This is a genomic window from Streptomyces sp. NPDC014861, assembly GCF_043081625.1.
Taxonomy (GTDB): domain Bacteria; phylum Actinomycetota; class Actinomycetes; order Streptomycetales; family Streptomycetaceae; genus Streptomyces.
This window is the reverse complement of record NZ_JBIBWV010000012.1, coordinates 92,146-111,305: the sequence shown is the minus strand read 5'-3', so window position 1 is coordinate 111,305 and position 19,160 is coordinate 92,146. Positions and strand designations below refer to the sequence as shown.

The following is a 19,160-nucleotide window of genomic DNA, read 5'->3' as shown; positions in this document are numbered from 1 at the left end:
GAACGGGCGACGCCGGGCGCCCCGCTGAGTAGGCTCGGATCCCATGGAGCATGAGGTGTTCGTCCCGGTCCCGGCCGAGGCCCTGCGGGCCACCCTCACCGACCCGGCCCGGGTCGCGCGGTGCGTCCCGGGCTTCCAGAGCGACGCCTCCGAGGAGGCCGCCGGAGCGGGCGAGGACCTCGTCGGCCGGCTCCGGCTCCGGGTCGGCGGCCACACCATCACCTACCGCGGCGGTCTGCGGATCGTCGAACGGGACGGCGCCATCACCTACGAGGGCGAGGGCGCCGAGGCCCGCGGCAAGGGCGTCGCCGAGATCTCCCTCACCGTCGTCCTCACCCCGGCGGCCGAAGGCACCGGACTCAGCTTCACCGGCGCGCTCACCGCCACCGGCCGACTCGCCGAGGAGCCCGAGGAGGCCCGGGAGACCGCCCGCGCCCGGCTCCTGGACGCCTTCGTGGAGGCCGCCGCCGCGCTCGCCTCCGAGACCGCCGCCGACGCACCCGAAGGGGACACCGCCTTCGGCACCGGCGCCTTCGACGGAGGCCCCGCCCTCGACGGGGAGCCCGCCCCCGCGGACGTCCGCGAGCCGGCCCCGGCCGCGCCGGTCGACATCCCCGCCGCGCCCACCGCGCCCGCCGCCGAGGCCGCCCACGCCCGCCGGACCATGATCGGCCGGAGCGCCGAGGAGGTGGACCACGCGCCGCCGCGCGGCCGGTACGCCCCGGTGCCCGCGCCCGAGCCGAGCGGCGCCGGCGCCACCCTCCGCTGGGTCGCCCCCGCCGCCGCGCTCGCCCTCGCCTCGGCGGTCATCGTCGGCCGCGCCCTGCGCCGCCGCCGCTAGGTTCTGTCCGGCGATTCCCGCCGGACCCGGCCCGCCGCACAGAGCCCGCCCGGCCCGCACGGTCTGCCCGCACGCCCCGCCCGCTCCGCTCCGCCCACCACGCCCCGCCCGCCACGCCCGGCCCGCCACGCCCCGCACGCCCCGCCCGGTCCCGCCCGCCCCGCCGGGACGAGGGCGTGGGAACGGTCCCATGATCCGGGCCCCAGGATTTAGGGTTCGGGCGTGAGCAACCTGACGCGACTGACGGCGGGCGACGCCGAGCTGACCATCAACCCCGAGCACGGCGGCCGGATCGAGAGCCTGCGCATCGCCGGCACCGAGGTCCTCAAGCAGGGCGAGCGCTACGGCAGCTTCCCGATGGTGCCCTGGTGCGGCCGGACCAGGAACGGCCTCTTCCGCGACGGGGCCACCACCCACCGGCTGCCCCTCAACGCGGACCCGCACGCCATCCACGGCACCGTCCGCGACCAGCCCTGGACCGTGGCCCGCACCACCGCGACCGAGGCCGTCCTCACCTGTGAGCTCGGCGACCCGTGGCCGTACAAGGGCAGGGTCACCCAGGTCCTCGAACTGGCCGACGACCGGCTGACCCTGAGGTTCGGGGTGGAGGCGTACGACGACTCCTTCCCGGCGCAGGCCGGCTGGCACCCCTGGTTCCTGCGGAACCTCGGGCGGGGCGGCGAGGACGTCCGCGTCGGCTTCACGCCCGACTGGCAGGAGGAGCGCGGCGACGACCACCTCCCCACCGGCCGCCGCATCGGCCCCACCCCCGGCCCCTGGGACGACTGTTTCGGCATGCCCGCCGGCGTCGACGTCGCCCTCACCTGGCCGGGCGAGCTGGAGCTCAGGGTGACCAGCCGCGCCGAGTGGGTCGTGATCTACGACGAGCCCGAGGACGCCGTCTGCGTCGAGCCCCAGTCCGGCCCCCCGAACGGCCTCAACACCCACCCGCGCCTGGTCACCCCCATCGACCCCCTGGAGGTCGAGAGCGTCTGGGCGTGGCGGCGGCTTTAAGCTCGGGGCATGACTGACGTACGCGCTGAACTGCTCCAGCAGATCAAGGACAAGGCCGTGGTGCACGGCAAGGTGACCCTCTCCTCGGGTCTGGAAGCCGACTACTACATCGACCTTCGCCGGATCACGCTGGACGGCGAGGCCGCGCCGCTGGTCGGTCAGGTCATGCTCGACCTGACCGAGGAGCTGGACTTCGACTGCGTCGGCGGCCTCACCCTGGGCGCCGACCCGGTCGCCACCTCGATGCTGCACGCCTCCGCCGCGCGCGGGCAGCGCCTCGACGCCTTCGTCGTGCGCAAGGCGCAGAAGGCGCACGGCATGCAGCGCCGGATCGAGGGCACCGACGTGAAGGGCCGCCGCTGCCTGGTCGTCGAGGACACCTCGACCACCGGCGGTTCCCCGCTGACGGCCGTCGAGGCCGTCCGCGAGGCCGGCGGCGAGGTCGTCGCCGTCGCCACCATCGTGGACCGGGGCGCGGCCGACGCGATCGCCGGCGCCGGGCTCTCGTACCTCACCGGTTACCGGCTCTCGGACCTCGGACTGGCCTGAGGACCGGGCCCGAGGACCGGACCTGGGGACCGGCGTAACCGCCGCGAAGTCGTGACTTAGGTCCCGGACCCCGGCACATGCGGCCCTGACCTGCGCTTTTCCCGAAGGGCGGGGTGTTTCACGTGAAACACCCCGCCCTTCGGCATGCGCCGTCCGTGGGAGGCCGCACAAGAGTCTGGAAAGATGGCACCGACGATGACGTCGCCCCTAGGTCAGGGACATAGCAACGCCCACACCCGCACATCACAAGGAGCGGACGAATGCCCATCGCAACCCCCGAGGTCTACGCCGAGATGCTCGACCGGGCGAAGGCCGGCAAGTTCGCCTACCCGGCCATCAACGTGACCTCGTCCCAGACCCTCCACGCGGCGCTGCGCGGGTTCGCCGAGGCCCAGAGCGACGGCATCATCCAGATCTCGACCGGTGGCGCCGAGTTCCTGGGCGGCCAGTACAGCAAGGACATGGTCACGGGCGCCGTCGCCCTGGCCGAGTTCGCGCACATCGTCGCCGCGAAGTACGACATCACCGTCGCGCTGCACACGGACCACTGCCCGAAGGACAAGCTGGACGGCTACGTCCGCCCGCTGCTCGACGTCTCCGCCGAGCGTGTCGCCCGGGGCGAGAACCCGCTCTTCCAGTCGCACATGTGGGACGGCTCCGCCGAGACCCTCGCCGACAACCTGTCCATCGCGCAGGAGCTGCTCGCGAAGGCCCACGCCGCCAAGATCATCCTTGAGGTCGAGATCACCCCGACCGGCGGCGAGGAGGACGGCGTCACCCACGAGATCAACGACGAGCTCTACACCACGGTCGACGACGCGATCCGCACCGCCGAGGCCCTGGGCCTGGGCGAGAAGGGCCGCTACCTGCTCGCCGCCTCCTTCGGCAACGTGCACGGCGTCTACAAGCCGGGCAACGTCGTCCTGCGCCCGGAGCTCCTCAAGGACCTCCAGGCCGGTGTCGCCGAGAAGTTCGGCCAGGCGTCCCCGTTCGACTTCGTCTTCCACGGCGGCTCCGGCTCGACCGCCGAGGAGATCGCCACCGCCATCGAGAACGGCGTGGTGAAGATGAACCTCGACACCGACACCCAGTACGCCTTCACCCGTCCGGTCGTGGACCACGTGTTCCGCAACTACGACGGCGTCCTGAAGGTCGACGGCGAGGTCGGCACCAAGTCGACCTACGACCCGCGCACCTGGGGCAAGCTCGCCGAGGCGGGCATGGCCAAGCGCGTCACCGAGGCGAGCGAGGCGCTGCGCTCGGCCGGCAAGAAGCTGAAGTAACAGCCGTGACCGAAGGGCCCGGCACCCACACGGTGCCGGGCCCTTCGCGTACCCGGAGGAGGGGCCGATGGAGGAGGCACGGATGGAGGAGGGACCGATGTACGACTTCGACGAGGTGAGGGACCGGACGGGCACCTGGTCGGTCCAGTGGGACGGGATCGCGGACCGCTTCGGTGTCTCCGAGCTCCTCCCCTTCACCATCTCCGACATGGACTTCGCCTCCCCGCCGGAGGTCCTGGAAGCCCTCCACGCCCGCGTCGGCCACGGCGTCTTCGGCTACACGGACTGGCGGCTCGGCGGCCCCGACGGCTTCCGCGAGGCGATACGCCACTGGTACGCGACCCGGTACGGCACCGCCGTCGACACCGAGGCGCTGGTCTACGCGCCCTCCGTGCTCAGCCAGCTCTCCCAGCTGCTGCGGATGTGGACCCGGCCCGGCGACGGGATCGTCACCCACACCCCCACCTACGACGGCTTCCGCAAGGCCGTCACCGGCCTCGGGCGCGAACTGCGCGGGGTGCCGGTCGGCGACCTCGGCGCCCTGGAGCGGGAGCTGGCCCGTCCGGACAGCACGATGCTGCTGCTCTGCTCCCCGCACAACCCCACCGGGCGGGTGTGGACGGAGGCCGAGCTGACCGAGTTCGCCCGGCTCGCCCGCCGGCACGGGGCGGCCGTCGTCAGCGACGAGATCCACGCCGACCTCACCTCCGAGGGACACCGGCACATCCCCTGGTCCCGGATCGCCGAGGCCGGCGGCGACCGGCGCTGGGCGCTCGTCACCTCCGGCACCAAGGCGTTCAACTTCCCGGCGCTCTCAGGCTCGTACGGCTTCCTCGGCGACCCGGAGGAGCGGGCGGCGTTCGTCCGGCGGATGGAGACCGGCGAGGGCCTCGCCTCCCCGGCCGTCCTCTCGCTCACCGCCCACATCGCCGCCTACCGGCACGGCGCCACCTGGCTCGACGCCCTGCGCGGCTATGTCGCCGGCACGATGGCGATGATCGCGGAGCGGCTCGCCGACGGGCTGCCCGGCGTCGTCTGGCAGCCGCCGCAGGCCGGCTACCTCGCCTGGATCGACCTCCGGCCGCTCGGCGTCGACGACACCCGGCTCCAGGAGGAACTGGTCGCCACGGAGAAGGTCGCGATCATGCCCGGCTCCACGTACGGCACCCCCGGCTTCGTCCGGCTCAACGTCGGCTGCCCCCGCGCCAAGGCCGAACAGGGCGTGGACGCCCTGGTCAGGGCGGCGACCCGGCTCCGCACCCGCTGACCGCACAGGGAGGCGGGGAGGCGGCGGGTCGAGGTCCGGGGGACCATGCAGGCATGAGTGTGGCTGGGCCCGAGGTGCGGATGGCCTCCGGGACCGGGCGGTGGATCGTCTTCACGACCGTGCTCGGCTCCGGGATGGCACTGCTCGACTCCACCGTCGTCAACGTCGCGCTGCCGCACATCGGCGAGGACCTCGGCGCCGACCTCGCCGTGCTCCAGTGGACCGTCAACGCCTACATGCTGACGCTCGCCGGGCTGATCCTCCTCGGCGGCTCGCTCGGCGACCGGTACGGGCGGCGGCGGGTCTTCGTCGTCGGCGTGGTCTGGTTCGCCCTCGCCTCGCTGCTCTGCGGGCTCGCCCCGAACGCCGGGGTGCTCATCGCCGCCCGCGCCCTCCAGGGCGTCGGCGGGGCGCTGCTCACCCCCGGATCGCTCGCGCTGATCCAGGCGAGCTTCCACCCGGACGACCGGGCCCGGGCGGTCGGCCTGTGGTCCGGCTTCGGCGGCGTCGGGGCCGCGATCGGGCCGTTCGTCGGCGGCTGGCTCGTCGACGGTCCCGGCTGGCGGTGGGTCTTCCTGCTCAACGTGCCGCTCGCCGCGCTCTGCGTGCCGGTCGCCCTGCGACACGTGCCCGAATCCCGCGACGAGGCCGCGCACGGGCGGTTCGACGTGCTCGGCGCGGTCCTCGGAGCCGCGGCGCTCGGCCTCGTCACCTACGCGCTGATCGGCGCCGTGTGGTGGGCCGGGGCGATGGGCGTGCTGGCCGGCGCCGGGTTCGTGGGGGTGGAGCGGCGGCGGGCCGAGCGGGCGATGGTGCCGCCGTCGATCTTCCGGTCCCGGCTCTTCACCGCCGTCAATCTGGTGACGCTCTGCGTGTACGCGGCCTTCGGCGGCTTCTTCTTCCTGGCCGCGCTCCAGCTCCAGGTCGTCTCCGGCTACTCCGCGCTCGCCGCCGGCACCGCCCTGCTGCCCACCACCGTCCTGATGCTGCTGCTCTCCGCGAGGTCCGGCGAGCTGGGGGAGCGGATCGGGCCCCGCATCCCGCTGACCGTCGGGCCGCTGCTGTGCGCCGCCGGGATGCTGCTGATGCTGCGGGTCGGGGAGGACGCCTCCTACGTCCGCGACGTCCTGCCCGCCCTCCTCGTGCTGGGCCTCGGCATGACCGCGCTGGTCGCGCCGCTCACCGCGACCGTCCTCGCCTCCGTCGACGTCGCCCGCGCCGGCCTCGCCAGCGGCATCAACAACGCGGCGGCGCGGGCGGCCGGCCTCATCGCGGTCGCGGCGCTGCCGCTGCTGACGGGGATGGGGCCGGAGGCGTACCGGTCGGCGGCGGAGTTCGACGAGACGTTCGGGAAGGCGATGCCGATCTGCGCGGGCGTCCTGCTGCTCGGCGCGGCGCTCGCCTGGTTCACGATGCGGACCCCCGAGGCGCCCTCCTGCCATCCCGGCTGCCGCCACCACTGCGGCGTGACCTCCCCGCCCCTGGACCCGGGCACCCCCTGACCTCCGCGTGCGCCCACGACGGAACGGCGGGACGGTCGGGCGGGCGGGTGGGGCAGACTGGGGGGATGGTTACGCATGAGAACTTGCTGGGCGGTCCCGCGCCGACGCTGCTGCCCGACGAGCCCGAGCCGCGCGAGCTCCTCGCGCAGGGCACCGCCCCCGCGGACGTCGCCGCGAAGTACCCGACCTCCTCGCTCGCGTGGGCGCAGCTCGCGGACGACGCGTTCGAGGCGGGCCGCGTGGTGGAGTCGTACGCCTACGCCCGCACCGGCTACCACCGCGCGCTCGACGTGCTGCGCCGCAACGGCTGGAAGGGCCACGGCCCGGTGCCGTGGGAGCACGAGCCGAACCGCGGCTTCCTGCGGGCCCTGCACGCGCTCGCGCGGGCCGCGGGGGAGATCGGCGAGCAGGCCGAGTACGAGCGCTGCACGACCTTCCTGCGGGACTCCTCGGAGACCGCCGCCGAGACGCTCGGCTGAGTGCCTTTCCCCCCGGCCAGTAGGATCCACGCAGCGGCCTGAACAGGGGGGAACTGTCGTGGGCAAGCGGGGGGCGCCGAACCAGCGCCCGCAGAACCGACAGAGCGGGACGAGCCGCCGCCGCGCGAGGACGCGTGTCACGCGCCGCGGCCGGCTCGTCCTCTCGACCCTGGTGCTGATGGGCGTCTCGCTCGGCGCGGGCGTGGCGATCGCGCACCTCCGGGGCGACGACGGCGGCCGGGACACCGCCGCCCCCGCACCGGTCTCCGAGGCGCCGCGGGCGCCCGGGCCGGCGGCGACCGCGTCGGAGGGACCGGCCCGCGAGGCCAGGTCGAAGCCCACCGCCGAGCCCACCGCCGAGCCCAAGCCGAAGCCTGATCCCAAGCCGAAGCCTGATCCGAAGCCGAAGCCGAAGCCGAAGCCGAAGCCCGAGCCGAAGCCGGCCGCCACGAAGAAGAAGCCCGCGACCGTGCCGCAGTCCGGCTCGGGCACCTTCACCACCGCCTCCGCCTCCGGACGGGTCACCGGCACGAGCGGCGAGCTGCGCCGCTACCGGGTGCAGATCGAGGAGGGCGTCGACCTGTCGGCCCGGGAGACGGCCGAGGAGATCGAGGCGATACTCGCCCATCCGCGCGGCTGGGCCGCGCACGGCCGGGGCCGCTTCCAGCTGGTCGGGTCGGACGCCGACTTCGTGATCCGGATAGCCACCCCCGACACCGCGGACGCGCTCTGCGCCCGGCAGGGCCTCGACACCCACGGCGAGCTGAACTGCGAGACCACCGAGGGCGTCGTGGTGAACCTCAAGCGGTGGATGCTGGGCTCGCCGACCTTCGCGGGGCCGCCGGAGGAGTACCGCCACCTGATCATCAACCACGAGGTCGGGCACGAGATCGGCATCCGGGAGCACATGGACTGCGGTGGCCCCGGCAAGCTCGCGCCCGCCATGATGCAGCAGATCAAGGGCCTGAACGGCTGTCGTTCGAACGCGTTTCCGTATGACGAAGACGGGGTCTACATCACCGGTCCGATCGTGTCATGATGCGTCTGGGACGGCGCGCGACGAAGCACGCCTCCTGAGGGGACCGGGGCTCCCGTGGCGCCCGCCTTCCGCAGCGGAGGGGCGCACGCGGTGGAGCGGACCGCTACCCGGTAGTTCGTATCGAGGAGACAGAAATGTCGACCTACCAGGGTTCTCCCGATGCCTCCGGAGCCGACGCGGTCACCGACGCGCCGAACCTCGACTTCGCGGGCACCACGCCGTACGAGGACTACGTCCAGGCGGACGTCCTCACCCACCTCCAGCACCTCCGCTCGGACGATCCCGGCGAGATGGTCTTCCTGGTCACCACCCAGGTCATGGAGCTGTGGTTCACCGTCATCGTCCACGAGTGGGAGACCGCGAGCCGCGCCCTGCGCGAGGACCGGATGCCCGTCGCCGTCGACGCGCTGAAGCGCTCGGTGCGCGAGCTGGAGGCGCTCAACCACTCCTGGCGGCCGCTCTCCCAGCTCACCCCCGCCCAGTTCAACTCCTACCGGGGCGCCCTCGGCGAGGGCTCCGGCTTCCAGTCGGCGATGTACCGCCGCATGGAGTTCCTGCTCGGCGAGAAGTCGGCGTCCATGCTCGTCCCGCACCGGGGCGCGCCCCGCGTCCACGCCGAGCTGGAGAAGGCGCTGCACGAGCCGAGCCTGTACGACGAGGTGCTCGCGCTCCTCGCCCGGCGCGGCCTGCCCGTCCCGGCCTCCGTCCTCGCCCGCGACCTCACCCGGCGGTACGAGCCCTCGGCCGAGGTCGAGGCCGTGTGGGCGGCGCTGTACGCGGAGCCCGAGGCCGAGGGGAACACCGAGCTGGTCCGGCTCGGCGAGGCGCTCAGCGACGTCGCCGAACTGGTGTGGCGATGGCGCAACGACCATCTGGTGGCGACCCGCCGCGCGATGGGCTCCAAGACCGGCACCGGCGGCTCCGCGGGCGTGGCCTGGCTGGAGAAGCGCGCGCAGAAGAACGTGTTCCCCGAGCTCTGGACGGCCCGCAGCCATGTCTGACCTGAACCAGCGGGCCCTGGAGCTCGACGCCGCCGACCCGCTCGCCGGCCACCGCGCCAAGTTCGCCCTCGACGACGCCACCGTCTACCTCGACGGCAACTCGCTCGGCGCCCTCCCCGCCCACGTCCCCGCCCGGATGGCCGACGTCATCGGCCGCGAGTGGGGCGAGCTGCGGATCCGGTCCTGGGACGAGTCGGGCTGGTGGACCGCGCCGGAGCGGATCGGCGACCGGATCGCCCCGCTCGTCGGCGCCGCCCCCGGGCAGATCGTCGTCGGCGACTCGACCAGCGTGAACGTCTTCAAGGCCGTCGTCGCGGCGGCCCGCCTCGCGGGGGAGGGACGCGACCAGATCCTGGTGGACGGTTCGACCTTTCCCACGGACGGGTACATCGCCGAGTCCGCCGCGCGGATGACCGGTCACCGGATCGTGCCCCTCGACCCGGCCGACATCCCCGCCGCGGCCGGCGAGCGGACCGCAGTCGCGCTCGTCAACCACGTCGACTACCGGACCGGGCGGCTCCACGACCTGCCCGGCACCACCGCCGCCCTCCACGCGGCCGGCGCGCTCGCCGTCTGGGACCTCTGCCACAGCGCCGGCGCCCTGCCCGTCGACCTCGACCGGCACGGCGTGGACCTGGCCGTCGGCTGCACCTACAAGTACCTGAACGGCGGCCCCGGTTCCCCCGCGTACCTGTACGTCGCCGAACGCCACCAGGACCGCTTCGACTCGCCGCTGCCGGGCTGGACCTCGCACGCCGACCCCTTCGCCATGACGCCCGGCTACCGGGCCGCCGAAGGAGCCGTCCGGGGCCGCGTCGGAACCCCGGACATCCTCTCCACGCTGGCCCTGGAGGCGGCGCTCGACGTGTGGGACGGGGTCGCGATCGACACCGTCCGCGCCAAGTCCCTCGCCCTCACGGACTTCTTCCTGGAGTGCGTGCGGGCGTACGTCCCCGAGGGCCGGGTCACCCCGGTCACCCCGGAGGCGCACGCCGAGCGCGGCAGCCAGGTCGCGCTGCGCTGCGCGGACGCCCCCGCCGTCATGCCCGAGCTGATCAAGCGCGGAGTCGTCGGCGACCTGCGCCGCCCGGACGTCCTGCGGTTCGGCTTCACCCCGCTCTACGTCGGCTTCGCGGACGCCGAGCGCGCGGCCCGGATCCTCGCCGACGTGCTCGCCGAGGCGCCCGCCTCTTCCTAGCCGACTCACCTACGGTGGACGGCCGGTGACCGGTCGTCAGGTCTGATCTTCACCTGATCTGCGGGGCCCCGGACCCTGATACGGTCCCCGCAGGTCAGGCCGATTCGGCCCCGTCACCGAGAGGTTGGAACCCCCATGCCGGACCCCGCCGCGCGCGACGCCGCCGAAGAGGCATCGGCCTTCTCGCACCCGGCCGTCCCCCCCGACGCCACCGCCGCGTACGGCGAACACCCCGACCAGATCGTCGACTTCCACGCCCCCCGGGACGGTGGCGACGGACGCGCCCCGCTCGTCGTCGTCCTGCACGGCGGCGCCTGGCGGGCCCCCTACGACCGGCAGCACATCAGCCCCTTCGCCGACTTCCTCGCCCGCCGCGGCTTCGCCGTCGCCAGCGTCGAGTACCGGCGCGGCCCCGGCCTGCCCCACCAGGGCGGTACGGCCCCGGTCGCCGGCCGCTGGCCGGAGACCTTCGACGACGTGGCCGCCGCCCTCGACGCCCTGCCCGAGCTCGCCGCCGCCCACCTGCCGCGCGCCGACCCGCACCGCACGGTCCTCACCGGCCACTCGGCCGGCGGGCAGCTCGCCCTGTGGGCCGCCGCCCGGCACGTCCTGCCCGCCGGCTCCCCCTGGCGGCTGCCCGCCCCGCCCGCCCTGCGCGGGGTCGTCGCCCTCGCCCCGATCGGGCACTTCGAGCGGGCCCGCGAACTCGACGTGTGCGGCGGCGCGGTGACCCAGCTGCTCGGCGGCGAGGAGGCGTACGGCGAACGGGCCGCCGCCACCGACCCGGCCCGGCTGCTGCCCACCGGCATCGCCACCGCCGTCGTCCAGGGCCGCGCGGACCTCACCGTCCCCGCCGAGGTCGCCGACGCGTTCGTCGAGGCGGCGGCGAAGGCGGGGGAGACGGTCGGCCTGACGCTCCTGGAGGACGTCGGCCACTTCCCGCTGATCGACCCGGCGGCCGACGCCTGCGCGGTCGTCGCGGAGGAGATCGCCCAGCTCGCCTACTAGGCGCGGAGGGGGGACGGACCGGCTCGCGAACGAGGCGCGGAGAGGGGACGGACCGGCTCGCGTACGAAGCGAGGAGGGGGACGGACCGGCTCGCGTACGAAGCGAGGAGGGGGACGGACCGGCTCGCGAACGAAGCGAGGAGGGGGGACGGACCGGCTCGCGTACGAGGCGCGGAGGGGATCGCCCGGCTCGCGTACGAGGCGGGAGCCGGAACGTAGTACTCAAGGGGGACGGCCCGGGATCCGTATCCAGCCGGACGCGGGCCGGCCCCGGGCTTCCGTACCGTGGTCGGCGTGAATCCGACACAGACCCCCGACACGGGCAGCCGCAGCCCCGAGCTCCGCATGACGCTGGACGCGCTCGGAGGCCTGCGCGCGGACCTGACCGGCGACGCCCTCTCCTACCGCCCGCTGCCCCGGCTCGCGCCGGACAGCCCCGTCCTGCGCTTCCTGCCCCGACGGCTGCGCCCGCACGCCGGGCTGCTGCCGCACGCGGCGATCTGCTTCCTCGCCCTGGTGACCTTCGTCCTCGGCGTCGACCGCATCACCGACTCCGTCGGACCGGTCGCCCTCGTCACCTGCCTGGTGCCGACGGCCGCCGTGCTCCTCACCCTGAGCCGCCCGGCGACGGCCTTCTGGCTCTCGATCGGCTCCACGCCCTTCGTCGCCTACCTGAGCGGCTACGACGGCTGGCCCTGGACGCCCAGCTCCTTCGCCGCCCACCTCTCCGTCCTGGTGATCGTCGCCCTGCGGACCGGCCCCAGGACCGCCGCCTGGATATGGGTGATCACCGCGGCGTACGCCACCCTCACCTCCTTCTTCCTGAGCGTGGGCTCGTGGTACGGCTTCAACGGCGTCGAGATGGTGTTCTTCTCCGCGTTCTTCCTGCTGGTCATCGCCGTCATCCAGATCCGCCGCCAGGCGGATCGCGAGGTCACCGCCCAGCAGACCGTCACCGCCGTCGAGCGGTCCAGGCGGACCCTCCTGGAGGAGCGCACCACCATCGCGCGGGAGCTGCACGACGTCGTCGCGCACCACATGTCGGTGGTCGCCATCCAGGCCGAGGCCGCGCCCTACCGGGTGGAGAACCCGCCGCCGGAGCTGGAGCAGGCCTTCCGCACCATCCGGGAGAACGCCGTCGCCGCCCTCACCGAGCTGCGCCGCATCCTCGGTGTCGTCCGCGCCGAGGACTACGAGGCCCCCGACGCCCCGCAGCCGACCCTCGCCGACCTGCACGGCCTGGTCGACAACGTCCGGGAGGCCGGGCTCGACGTGTCCATGGCGGTGACCGGAGCGGTGCGCGAGCTGCCGCAGGGCGTGGAGCTCTCCGCGTACCGGATCGTCCAGGAGGCCCTGTCCAACGTGCTGCGGCACGCGCCGGGCGCCGACGCGAAGGTCGAGGTCAGCCATGTGCTCGGCGGCCTCGGACTGCGGATCGCCAACGGCCCCGCCCGCGGCCTCGTGAAGCCCTCCCCCGGCGCCGGCCACGGCATCACCGGCATGCGGGAGCGTGTCACGATGCTCGGCGGGGAGATGACCGACGGGCCGACCGACGACGGCGGCTACGAGGTCGCCGTGTTCGTCCCCGTCCAGCGCGAAGGGACCGACCAGTGATCAAGGTACTGATCGTCGACGACCAGATCATGGTCCGCGAGGGCTTCTCCGTGCTGCTCGGCGCGATGCCCGACATCGAGGTCGTCGGCGAGGCCGTCAACGGGCGGGAGGCGATCGCCCAGGTCGCCGCGCTCCGCCCGGACGTCGTCCTCATGGACATCCGGATGCCCGAGCTCAACGGCATCGACGCCACCCGGGAGATCGTCGCCGCCGACGCGGACGCCAAGGTGCTCGTCCTGACCACCTTCGACCTCGACGAGTACGTGTACCAGGCGCTGCGCGCCGGCGCCTCCGGCTTCCTCCTCAAGGACGCCTCGGCCCGGCAGCTCGCGGAGGGCGTCCGGGTCGTCGCGGCGGGGGAGGCGCTGCTCGCGCCGACCGTGACGAAGCGGCTGATCACCGAGTTCGCCCGGTCCGCAGACACCGCGCCGAAGGCGCCCGCCGTCGCCCAGATCGGTGAACTGACCGAGCGCGAGACGGAGGTGCTGGTGCTGATCGCCCAGGGCCTCTCCAACCAGGAGATCGCCAGCCACCTCGTCGTCGCCGAGTCGACGATCAAGACCCACGTCAGCCGGATCCTGGTGAAGCTGGGCCTGCGCGACCGGACGCAGGCGGCGGTCTTCGCGTACGAGGCGCGCCTGGTGCAGGTCGGGCGCTGACCCGGCCCGGGCGGTAGCGTCCGCGGCATGGACGCCGCCGCAGTGTTCGACCCCTGGTCCCCGGAGTTCGTCGCCGACCCCTACCCGGCGTACGCGCGGCTGCGGGAGACCGGCCGCGCCCACTGGTACGGCCCCACCCGGCAGTGGCTGGTCCCGCACCACGAGGACGTGTCGGCGCTGCTGCGGGACCGGCGCCTGGGACGCACGTACACCCATCGCTTCACCCACGAGGAGTTCGGCCGGCCGGCCCCCGACCCGCTGCACGAGCCCTTCCACACCCTCAACGACCACGGGCTGCTCGACCTGGAGGGCGCCGACCACGCCCGGATCCGGCGGCTGGTGTCGAAGGCGTTCACCCCGAGGACGGTGGAGCGGCTGGCGCCGACCGTACGGGAGCTTGCGGCGGGGCTCGTCGGCGAGCTGGTCGCGGCGGGCGGCGGCGACCTCCAGGCGGCGGTCGCCGAACCGCTGCCGGTCGCGGTGATCGCCGCGATGCTGGGCGTCCCGGAGGAGGACGAGGAGCGGGCGATGCTGCGGCCCTGGTCGGCGGCGATCTGCGGGATGTTCGAGCTGAACCCGTCGGAGGAGACGGCCCGGCGGGCGGTCCGCGCCTCGGTCGAGTTCTCCGGCTACCTGCGGGAGCTGATCGCGCGCCGCCGGACCGACCCCGGCGACGACCTGATCTCGGCGCTCATCGGGGTCGAGGGGCTGACCGAGCAGGAGATGGTCTCCACCTGCGTGCTGCTCCTGAACGCGGGTCACGAGGCGACCGTGAACACCACGGTCGGTGGGGTGCGGACCCTGCTGGCGCACGGGGAGTGGCCGGCCCTCGCCCTCGCCCCGGAAAAGTTGTCCACAGCTGTGGACGAACTCCTCCGTCACGACACACCGCTCCAGATGTTCGAGCGGTGGGTCCTCGACGACATCGAGATCGGCGGGACGGTGATCCCCCGCGGCTCGGAGGTCGCGCTCCTCCTCGGCTCCGCCAACCGCGACCCCGCCCGCTTCGGCCCCACCGCCGACGCCCTCGACCTCACCCGCGCGGACAACCCCCACGTCACCTTCGGCGCCGGCATCCACTACTGCCTGGGCGCCCCCCTGGCCCGCCTGGAACTCGACGCGGTCTTCCGCGAGCTGCTCCGCCGGGCCCCCACCCTCCGCCTCGCCGCCGAACCCGTCCGCACCCCCGGCTACGTCATCCGGGGCTTCGACTCCCTCCTCGTGCAGCTCTGAGCCCCACCCCGAGCCCCGGCACGCCACCCCGGAGGCCCGCCCGCCGTGTCCGAGAGGCCCGGCACGGCCGCCCCCGAGGCCCGCACGGCCGCCCCCGAGAGGCCCGTACGCCGTGCGCGCGGCCCGCACGCGAGGCTCAGGAGTCCTCCGTCCCCTGCCGCTCCGCGGGAGGCGCGAGCCGGTCGATCAGCGCGGCGAACCCGGCCGACCCGGTCTCCCGGTACGGCTCCGCCGGCCAGAGCGCCCGCCCCTCGTGCCACGCGACGACGAGCGGGGCGCCGTCGTCCGCCCGGTCCAGCCAGCCGCGCAGCTCCACCGTGCCGGTCGGCCCGGCCGGCAGCCCCTCCCAGGGGCGCTTCGACGGCCCCGGCGACACCAGCGGGAGGACCGCCTCGGGCCGGTCGTCGTCCCCGCCGTGGTCGGGGAAGAGCACCAGGACCGGTCGGCCCTCGTACGGGTCGTACAGCAGCGCGTACCGCCGGACCACCGGCACGGGCGCGGTGGCGGCCCGCACCAGCAGCCGGACGGACGGCAGCCCCGAGTCCAGCAGCCGGAAGACGCTCCGGACGAGCAGCCCGGCCGTGATCACCAGGAACGTGTACGTCGGAACGGACGACGCGCCGGCGGGCGCGACGAGCGCGAGCAGCCCCAGCCCGAGGACGCTTCCGCCCGTCAGTTCCACGTCCCGCGCCCCGGACCACCGCCGCAGGCTCCGCACCCGCCACCAGGGCACCTCCCGGACGTCCGCCTCCGGGCGCGGCGGCCCGGTCCGCGGGGCGGCCTGCCGCTCGGCGTGCGCGGCGTACACGGCGAACCGGGCTCGGCCGGCCTGTTCCGTCGGGGCACCGCCGAAGCCGAGGGGCCCGGCCGCGGCGGAGGCGCCGCGGAGGTCCCGCGCGGCCTCCCGGGCGGCGCGCCGCCGCGACCGGGTCCAGAGGGACACACCGCCGCCGACGATCCCGACGGCGCCGCCCAGCAGCCCGCCGAGGCCGATCAGGCCGACCGTGTCCGCCGGGTCCGAACCATGCCGCTCCCCGTCCCCGGTGTACCCGTACAGCTCGCCCTTCCACGGGCCGTACGACACGACGAAGCCCGATTCCCAGCCGGCGAGCAGCGGATCGCGCTCCGGATCGCACCGGTAGGGGCTGCTGCGCTCCGACCCGTCCCACGGGTCCTTCCAGCGGACCACGCAGCTGCCGTCCGCCTCCTCGCTCACCACGGTGAGGTCGATCTGCGGGTCGGCCTCGCGGCGGTCGTCCCAGGCGACAGCGGTCGCCACCATGACCGCGGCCACCACGACCAGCCACCGCCACCGCCCCGTCAGCAGCCGGCGCCGCTCCTTCCGCCGCCCCGCGGCGTCCGGCTTCGCGGCGTCCGGCTCCGCGGACGGCCCGCCGTCGGGGAGCGGCGGCATCGGCGGAGGGACCGGCGGTCCGGCCAAGCCCTGTGCCGACGCACGGGCCACGATCCGACGGCGCGCAGCCGCCCCCCGTACCGGCTTCGTCCAGAACAGCGCCCCACCGCCGGGCGGCGCGAGCACACCGCCCGCGCCCGGATCGCCGCACCACCACATCACCGCGCCCCGGCCCGGCCCGTGCGGCGCCCAGCGGTGCCGCAGCGCGACCACCCGCAGCGGCCACAGCTCCTCGCCGTCCGGCCCGCCGGCCAGCACCACGGCCTCCGCGCTCCAGACACCGGGCGGCACCGCCACCGCCCTGTGCGCCGTCCACACCCCCGAGCCGAGCACCCGGCGGAAGCGGCGCGTGTGGGCCCGCGCCCCGATGCCGGTGCCGATGACCGCCAAGCCGATGCCCACCAGCCAGGCGGTCAGCTGGCCCCGCCACTCGGGCCCCGGCCAGAACGCGCCCAGCCCGACCCCGAGGGCGGTCAGCACGCCCCCGCCGGCCAGGACCCGGCCGCTTCCGCGCCGGTACGCCTCCAGCGCCTCGGCCGTCCCGCGCAGCTCGCGCGCACGCGTCATTCCCGCCCCTCCCCGCCGGACCCCCGCGGCCCGTCCCCGTCCCCGTCCCCGTCGAGGACAGTAGCCGCGGCGCACCGGTCACGACAGGGGTCGGAGTCGTGTCGGGGCAGGTCAGAGGGGTGGAACGAGGGACGGTTCGCGGGGCAGGGTGAGGCCCCAGCCGCCGGCGTGGACCGTCCAGGTGCGGCGGCGGACCGGGCCCGCCACGCGGCCGTCGGCGCGGTAGCGGAAGTCGGGGCCCGAGACGGTCAGGACGCCGGCGGCAGCGCGGCGCGGCGGGCCGGACGTCGCGCCCGGGTGGACGGTGACCTCCGCCGTACCGCCGCCGCCCGCCGGGCGGGCCGTCACCGCCGACACCGGCGCGTCCACGTCGGCCAGCAGCACCCCGTCCGCCTCCACCCGCAGCCGGTGCACGAGCACCGAGGGGACCGGCGGCGCGGGCCGCACCAGGGTGCGGACCAGGGAGCGGCAGGTGCCCCAGACGGAGGGCGCCGTCCCGGCGGCGGGGACGGGCACGGCGGGCACCCGCAGGTCGCCGAGGACCACCCCGTCGCTGTCGTCCACCAGCAGGTCCAGGCTCCGCACCGTGCCGTCCAGCACCGTCCGGGCCGCCGTCACCGCCGAGCGCGGCACGCCGAAGCCGTACGCGACCTCCAGGGCGTCCGGCGGGCCGATCGGGACCAGGGCGAGCGGCGCCCGGTCCCGGTGCAGCAGGGTCACCGCGCGCAGCAGCGCCCGGTCGTCGCCGAGGACGACGGGGCGGCGGGAGCCGCGCCGGGACAGGGCCCGGGAGAATTCCTCGGGGGAGTCCGGCAGGCAGATCTTCGCCTCCGCGCCCGCGGACAAGACATCCTTCGCGATCCGTACGGACTCGCCGTCACTTCGGCGGGCGACCGGGTCGACGATGACCAGCAGCTGGTCGTGATCCGACACCTCGGTCCTTCCTCGGGTAGTCTCTTTGTGCAAGAGCCCCTTGCGCTATTGCGCCAGGGGCTTCGTCTATTCCGGGGCACACCGGTGAGGCGGCGTAGGCCCCCTGACCTTGGAATGCCCCCTCCGGAAGGGGTGTACGCCTGTGCCCGCACTTGTGCTGCTCGGTGCTCAGTGGGGTGACGAGGGCAAGGGAAAGGCCACCGACCTCCTCGGTGGCTCGGTCGACTATGTGGTGCGCTACCAGGGCGGTAACAACGCCGGCCACACGGTCGTCGTCGGCGACCAGAAGTATGCGCTTCATCTGCTCCCTTCCGGAATCCTCTCGCCGGGATGCACCCCGGTCATCGGCAACGGTGTCGTCGTCGACCCGGCGGTCCTGCTCTCCGAGCTGAGCGGGCTGAACGACCGCGGTGTCGACACGTCGAAGCTGCTGATCAGCGGCAACGCCCATCTGATCACCCCGTACAACGTCACCCTCGACAAGGTGACGGAACGGTTCCTCGGCAAGCGCAAGATCGGCACCACCGGGCGCGGCATCGGCCCCACCTACGCGGACAAGATCAACCGCGTCGGCATCCGGGTCCAGGACCTCTACGACGAGTCGATCCTGGAGCAGAAGGTCGAGGCGGCCCTGGAGCAGAAGAACCAGCTCCTCGCCAAGGTCTTCAACCGCCGCGCGATCGAGTCCGGCCGGATCGTCGAGGAGATGCTCCAGTACGCCGACCAGATCAAGCCCTTCGTCGCCGACACCACCCTGATCCTCAACAACGCCATCGACGACGGCAAGGTCGTCCTCTTCGAGGGCGGCCAGGGCACCCTCCTGGACGTGGACCACGGCACGTACCCCTTCGTCACCTCCTCGAACCCCACCGCCGGCGGTGCCTGCACCGGCGCGGGCGTCGGCCCGACGAAGATCAACCGGGTCATCGGCATCCTCAAGGCGTACACCACCCGCGTCGGCGCCGGCCCGTTCCCGACCGAGCTCTTCGACGAGGACGGCGAGGCGCTGCGCCGCATCGGCGGCGAGCGCGGTGTCACCACCGGCCGTGACCGCCGCTGCGGCTGGTTCGACGCGGTCATCGCCCGCTACGCCACCCGCGTCAACGGCCTGACGGACTTCTTCCTCACCAAGCTGGACGTGCTGACCGGCTGGGAGGAGATCCCGGTCTGCGTCGCGTACGAGATCGACGGCAAGCGCGTCGAGGAGCTTCCGTACTCCCAGAGCGACTTCCACCACGCGAAGCCGATCTACGAGACCCTGCCCGGCTGGTCGGAGGACATCACGAAGGCCAAGACCTTCGCGGACCTCCCGAAGAACGCGCAGAACTACGTGAAGGCGCTGGAGGAGATGTCCGGCGCCCCGATCTCCGCCATCGGCGTCGGCCCCGGCCGCACCGAGACCATCGAGATCAACTCCTTCCTGTAGGCAGGACGGCGCAAGGGCCCGCACCCCGGCAAGGGGCGCGGGCCCTTCGCGCGTCCGCGCCGGCCCGGGAAGGCCAGAGACTGTCCGCGCCGGTCCGCGCCGGTTCGTGCCGGTCGGTGGCGGGGTCGGTGCGG

17 protein-coding genes are annotated in these 19,160 nt (G+C 74.3%); 15 read left to right on the top strand and 2 right to left on the bottom strand.

All coding sequences use genetic code 11. The features are described 5' to 3' along the window. Positions 1-43: 43 nt before the first annotated feature. The 14 genes from ACF1BN_RS23500 to ACF1BN_RS23435 all read left to right on the top strand — a co-directional run bounded on the left by ACF1BN_RS23500 (position 44) and on the right by ACF1BN_RS23435 (position 14,686). On the top strand, positions 44-841 hold the full coding sequence (locus tag ACF1BN_RS23500) for an SRPBCC family protein (RefSeq protein WP_392333554.1): 798 nt from the start codon (positions 44-46) through the stop codon (positions 839-841). A 222-nt stretch (positions 842-1,063) separates the two neighbouring features. Further along, complete coding sequence (locus ACF1BN_RS23495) at positions 1,064-1,855, top strand: aldose 1-epimerase (protein WP_392333553.1); 792 nt, start codon at positions 1,064-1,066, stop codon at positions 1,853-1,855. Positions 1,856-1,864: 9 nt separating this feature from the next. After that, positions 1,865-2,404 carry an orotate phosphoribosyltransferase gene (gene pyrE / locus ACF1BN_RS23490; RefSeq protein WP_392333552.1) on the top strand — a complete coding sequence of 180 codons (540 nt, stop codon included), beginning with the start codon at positions 1,865-1,867 and terminating at the stop codon, positions 2,402-2,404. A 260-nt stretch (positions 2,405-2,664) separates the two neighbouring features. Beyond that, positions 2,665-3,687 carry a class II fructose-bisphosphate aldolase gene (gene fbaA, locus ACF1BN_RS23485; protein ID WP_376602077.1) on the top strand — a complete coding sequence of 341 codons (1,023 nt, stop codon included), beginning with the start codon at positions 2,665-2,667 and terminating at the stop codon, positions 3,685-3,687. Between the two features lie 67 nt (positions 3,688-3,754). Further along, entirely contained in the window at positions 3,755-4,954 is a 1,200-nt protein-coding gene (locus ACF1BN_RS23480) for a MalY/PatB family protein (protein WP_392333551.1), read from the top strand. 53 nt (positions 4,955-5,007) lie between these two features. Continuing rightward, positions 5,008-6,456: an MFS transporter gene (locus ACF1BN_RS23475; protein WP_392333550.1), complete on the top strand. Its 1,449-nt coding sequence runs from the start codon at positions 5,008-5,010 to the stop codon at positions 6,454-6,456. Between the two features lie 65 nt (positions 6,457-6,521). Next, entirely contained in the window at positions 6,522-6,935 is a 414-nt protein-coding gene (locus ACF1BN_RS23470) for a DUF3151 domain-containing protein (RefSeq protein WP_392333549.1), read from the top strand. Between the two features lie 58 nt (positions 6,936-6,993). Further along, entirely contained in the window at positions 6,994-7,974 is a 981-nt protein-coding gene (locus ACF1BN_RS23465; RefSeq protein WP_392333548.1) for a DUF3152 domain-containing protein, read from the top strand. A gap of 134 nt (positions 7,975-8,108) precedes the next feature. Next, positions 8,109-8,975, top strand: a complete 867-nt coding sequence (locus ACF1BN_RS23460) for a tryptophan 2,3-dioxygenase family protein (RefSeq protein WP_392333547.1) — start codon at positions 8,109-8,111, stop codon at positions 8,973-8,975. Further along, the gene (gene kynU / locus ACF1BN_RS23455; RefSeq protein ID WP_392333546.1) at positions 8,968-10,173 is read left to right on the top strand and encodes a kynureninase; all 1,206 of its coding nucleotides are present in this window, start codon (positions 8,968-8,970) and stop codon (positions 10,171-10,173) included. Before ACF1BN_RS23460 ends, kynU begins: the two co-directional genes overlap by 8 nt. A 135-nt stretch (positions 10,174-10,308) precedes the next feature. Continuing rightward, on the top strand, positions 10,309-11,181 hold the full coding sequence (locus ACF1BN_RS23450; RefSeq protein WP_392333545.1) for an alpha/beta hydrolase family protein: 873 nt from the start codon (positions 10,309-10,311) through the stop codon (positions 11,179-11,181). A gap of 284 nt (positions 11,182-11,465) precedes the next feature. Then, positions 11,466-12,794, top strand: coding sequence for a sensor histidine kinase (locus ACF1BN_RS23445; RefSeq protein WP_392333544.1), 1,329 nt, complete (start codon positions 11,466-11,468; stop codon positions 12,792-12,794). Then, positions 12,791-13,453 carry a response regulator gene (locus tag ACF1BN_RS23440; RefSeq protein WP_392333543.1) on the top strand — a complete coding sequence of 221 codons (663 nt, stop codon included), beginning with the start codon at positions 12,791-12,793 and terminating at the stop codon, positions 13,451-13,453. The genes ACF1BN_RS23445 and ACF1BN_RS23440 overlap by 4 nt, the downstream gene beginning before the upstream one ends. A gap of 27 nt (positions 13,454-13,480) precedes the next feature. Further along, a complete protein-coding gene (locus ACF1BN_RS23435) occupies positions 13,481-14,686 on the top strand; it encodes a cytochrome P450 (RefSeq protein WP_392333542.1) in 1,206 nt (401 codons plus the stop codon). Between the two features lie 136 nt (positions 14,687-14,822). Here ACF1BN_RS23435 and ACF1BN_RS23430 read toward each other — a convergent pair whose 3' ends face one another. Together ACF1BN_RS23430 and ACF1BN_RS23425 are read right to left on the bottom strand one after the other, a co-directional pair. Next, positions 14,823-16,667, bottom strand: coding sequence for a hypothetical protein (locus ACF1BN_RS23430; RefSeq protein ID WP_392333541.1), 1,845 nt, complete (start codon positions 16,665-16,667; stop codon positions 14,823-14,825). Positions 16,668-16,778: 111 nt separating this feature from the next. Next, positions 16,779-17,600, bottom strand: coding sequence for a diacylglycerol kinase (locus ACF1BN_RS23425; protein WP_392333540.1), 822 nt, complete (start codon positions 17,598-17,600; stop codon positions 16,779-16,781). Between the two features lie 142 nt (positions 17,601-17,742). Here ACF1BN_RS23425 and ACF1BN_RS23420 point away from each other — a divergent pair, with 142 nt between their 5' ends. Beyond that, positions 17,743-19,026, top strand: coding sequence for an adenylosuccinate synthase (locus ACF1BN_RS23420; RefSeq protein WP_392333539.1), 1,284 nt, complete (start codon positions 17,743-17,745; stop codon positions 19,024-19,026). The last annotated feature ends 134 nt before the right edge of the window (positions 19,027-19,160 follow it).

Excerpts from the sequence above, each read along its gene's own strand:
- ACF1BN_RS23500 (WP_392333554.1), top strand. The coding sequence starts at position 44 with ATGGAGCATGAGGTGTTCGTCCCGGTCCCGGCCGAGGCCCTGCGGGCC.
- pyrE (WP_392333552.1), top strand. The coding sequence starts at position 1,865 with ATGACTGACGTACGCGCTGAACTGCTCCAGCAGATCAAGGACAAGGCC.
- fbaA (WP_376602077.1), top strand. The coding sequence starts at position 2,665 with ATGCCCATCGCAACCCCCGAGGTCTACGCCGAGATGCTCGACCGGGCG.
- ACF1BN_RS23480 (WP_392333551.1), top strand. The coding sequence starts at position 3,755 with ATGGAGGAGGCACGGATGGAGGAGGGACCGATGTACGACTTCGACGAG.
- ACF1BN_RS23475 (WP_392333550.1), top strand. The coding sequence starts at position 5,008 with ATGAGTGTGGCTGGGCCCGAGGTGCGGATGGCCTCCGGGACCGGGCGG.
- ACF1BN_RS23470 (WP_392333549.1), top strand. The coding sequence starts at position 6,522 with ATGGTTACGCATGAGAACTTGCTGGGCGGTCCCGCGCCGACGCTGCTG.
- ACF1BN_RS23460 (WP_392333547.1), top strand. The coding sequence starts at position 8,109 with ATGTCGACCTACCAGGGTTCTCCCGATGCCTCCGGAGCCGACGCGGTC.
- kynU (WP_392333546.1), top strand. The coding sequence starts at position 8,968 with ATGTCTGACCTGAACCAGCGGGCCCTGGAGCTCGACGCCGCCGACCCG.
- ACF1BN_RS23450 (WP_392333545.1), top strand. The coding sequence starts at position 10,309 with ATGCCGGACCCCGCCGCGCGCGACGCCGCCGAAGAGGCATCGGCCTTC.
- ACF1BN_RS23435 (WP_392333542.1), top strand. The coding sequence starts at position 13,481 with ATGGACGCCGCCGCAGTGTTCGACCCCTGGTCCCCGGAGTTCGTCGCC.
- ACF1BN_RS23430 (WP_392333541.1), bottom strand. The coding sequence starts at position 16,667 with ATGACGCGTGCGCGCGAGCTGCGCGGGACGGCCGAGGCGCTGGAGGCG.